A 2,837-nucleotide genomic window follows, 5' to 3' on the forward strand; every position below is an offset into this window, starting at 1 on the left:
AAGTCCTCGGGCGTGGTGCGCATCCTCAAGGACCTCGATGAGAGCCTCGAGGGGCGCAACGTGCTGGTCGTCGAGGACATCCTCGACACGGGACTCACGCTCAAGTACCTGCTGAAGAACCTCGCGAGCCGCGGGCCGAAGTCGCTCGAGGTCGTGGCGCTCATGAGCAAGAAGGACAAGCAGCGGGTACCTATCGACTGCCGGTACGTCGGCTTCGAGGTGCCCGACGAGTTCGTCGTGGGCTACGGCCTCGACTTCTCCGAGAACTACCGCAACCTGCCCTATGTGGGAGTGCTCAAGCCGGAGATCCACGGCGCGTGAGAGCGCCGACGCTCGCGAAAGGGATCGCGTGAACAAGAACGTACGCACCGCACTGCTCTACCTGCTGCTCATCGCCATGGCGGCCTTCTTCGTGAGCCGCTTCGCGCAGGTCGGCACGCCCGCGCCCGCCGAGATTCAGACCGCTGCGGTCCAGCAGGCGCTGTCCGAGGGGCGCATCGTCGAACTGGCCGCGAAGGCCAAGGAAGGCCGGATGAGCGGCGTCTGGTACCCGGATGCCGCCGCCAAGGCCAAGGGCGAGGCCGGCCAGCAGGCGTTCGTCTCCACGTACGCCGGTGACGAGGCGTTCTACGCGTCGTTGCAGGCCGCGAAGGTCAAGTACCCCAGCCTCAAGTACGAGGTCGACCTGTCCGAGTCGGTCCCATGGGGCACGATCCTGCTGCAGCTGCTGCCGTTCGTCGCGCTCGTCTTCTTCCTGTTCTTCTTCATGCAGCAGTTCCAGGGCGGCAACTCCAAGATCATGTCGTTCGGCAAGGCCAAGGCCAAGCGCATGACCCGCGACCAGCCGCGCATCACCTTCAAGGACGTCGCGGGCTGCGACGAGGCGGTCGAGGAGCTCGAGGAGATCAAAGAGTACCTCGCGAACCCGGGCAAGTTCCAGGCGCTCGGCGCGAAGATCCCCAAGGGCGTCCTGCTCGTCGGACCTCCGGGCACCGGCAAGACGCTGCTCGCGCGCGCGGTCGCCGGCGAGGCGGCGGTGCCGTTCTTCTCGATCTCGGGTTCCGACTTCGTCGAGATGTTCGTGGGCGTGGGCGCGTCCCGCGTGCGCGACCTGTTCGAGCAGGCCAAGGCCGCAGCCCCGTGCATCATCTTCGTCGACGAGATCGACGCGGTCGGACGTCAGCGCGGCGCCGGCCTCGGCGGTGGGCACGACGAGCGCGAGCAGACGCTCAATCAGCTGCTCGTCGAGATGGACGGCTTCGACCTGAAGGACAACGTCATCCTCATCGCGGCCACGAACCGCCCCGACATCCTCGACCCGGCGCTGCTGCGCCCCGGGCGCTTCGACCGGCAGATCGTCGTCGACCGCCCCGACCTCAAGGGCCGTCACGGCATCCTGAAGGTCCACGCGAAAGGCAAGCCCCTGGCCGAGGACGTCGACCTCGAGATCCTCGCGCGCCGCACGCCCGGCTTCACCGGCGCGGACCTCGCGAACCTCATCAACGAGGCGGCGCTGCTCGCCGCGCGGCATGGCAAGAAGGCCATCGACATGGAGGAGCTCGAGGAGGCCATCGAGCGCGTCATCTCAGGGCCTGAGCGCAAGGCGCGCGTCATCTCCGAGGAGGAGAGGCGCGTGATCGCGTACCACGAGTCCGGGCACGCACTCGTCGGGCACGTGATGCCCAACGCCGACCCCATCCACAAGATCTCGATCGTGTCGCGCGGACGCGCGCTCGGTTACACGCTGGCGCTGCCCACGGAGGACAAGTTCCTCACGCGCAAGGGCGAGATGCTCGACGACATCGCTATGCTGCTCGGCGGGCGCGTCGCCGAGGACATCGCGATCGGCGACGTCACCACCGGTTCGAGCTCCGATCTCGAGCGTGCCACCAAGACCGCGAAGCAGATGGTCATGCGCTACGGCATGTCCGAGAAGCTCGGCCCACAGACGTTCGGCGAGGGCCAGCATGAGGTCTTCCTCGGCCGCGACTTCTCGGCGAACGCGGACTACTCGCAGGAGATCGCCTTCGAGATCGACAAGGAGGTCCGCCGCATCATCGACGAGGCCTACGAGAAGGCGCGCGAGGTGCTGACCGAGCGCCGCGAGCAGCTCGACCTCATGGCCCGCGTGCTCATCGAGCGCGAGACGGTCGACAAGGAAGAGCTCGCGGCTCTGCTCGACGGACGATGGGACGAGTACCTCGCCGATGAGGCCGTGGCTGCCGAGGAAGCCGCCGCTGCCGCCGAGGAACATCCGAAGCGCGCCCGCAAGAAGAAGGCCGAGGAGCCGCCTGCGCCGTCGGCGCCCGAGGGCGTCATCCAGGCGTAGGGCGAAGGTCGCCCCGTGAACGGCATCGTGCACTACTCGCTCACGCGCGAGTGGGCGCTCCAGGCCGGCTTCACCGATGACGAGGCGGAACAGGTCGCGCGCTGGAACGTGCGCACGGACCGCGGCTTCAGCGGGGCGGACGCGTGGGCCAACAAGCGCTACCACCTCGTGCCCTTCGGCTCGCGCCGCACCGCGCTCGTGTACCTCGCGCACGCGGTGACCGCGCGCAGCATCCCGCACCTCGGCGTCGGGCTCCACGCGCTGCAGGACACGATCGGGCACGGCTTCTGGGGCTCGGTGCTGCACTTCGGCGGCGTCGATCTGTGGGAGCGCAAGTCGCCGGCGGTCCGTGCGCGGCTCGAGGGCGAGACGCGCGAGTGGCTCGAGGCGTACCTGGACTTCCGGCTGCCGGGTCCTGCCGGCGCGGAGGGCCCTCCGGCGGCGGACGCGGCGGCGCTCGCCGACCTGCCGCTGCCGCCCGATGCGGGGCCGGTCGGGCGGCAGCGGC

The 2,837-nt window shown here is 68.9% G+C and carries 3 protein-coding genes; all 3 read left to right on the forward strand.

Going from position 1 to position 2,837, the window contains the following annotated elements; all coding sequences use genetic code 11:
• The coding region (locus FDZ70_08785) for a hypoxanthine phosphoribosyltransferase (GenBank protein ID TLM71656.1) at positions 1-321 on the forward strand (321 nt) is incomplete at its 5' end.
• Positions 322-397: 76 nt separating this feature from the next.
• Complete coding sequence (gene hflB / locus FDZ70_08790) at positions 398-2,329, forward strand: ATP-dependent zinc metalloprotease FtsH (protein TLM71658.1); 1,932 nt, start codon at positions 398-400, stop codon at positions 2,327-2,329.
• Between the two features lie 15 nt (positions 2,330-2,344).
• Positions 2,345-2,837: hypothetical protein (locus FDZ70_08795; GenBank protein TLM71657.1), on the forward strand; the 493-nt coding region annotated here is incomplete at its 3' end.

The sequence above is a fragment of the Actinomycetota bacterium genome (genome assembly GCA_005774595.1).
Classification (GTDB): Bacteria; Actinomycetota; Coriobacteriia; order Anaerosomatales; family D1FN1-002; genus D1FN1-002.

Excerpts from the sequence above, each read along its gene's own strand:
- hflB (TLM71658.1), top strand. The coding sequence starts at position 398 with ATGGCGGCCTTCTTCGTGAGCCGCTTCGCGCAGGTCGGCACGCCCGCG.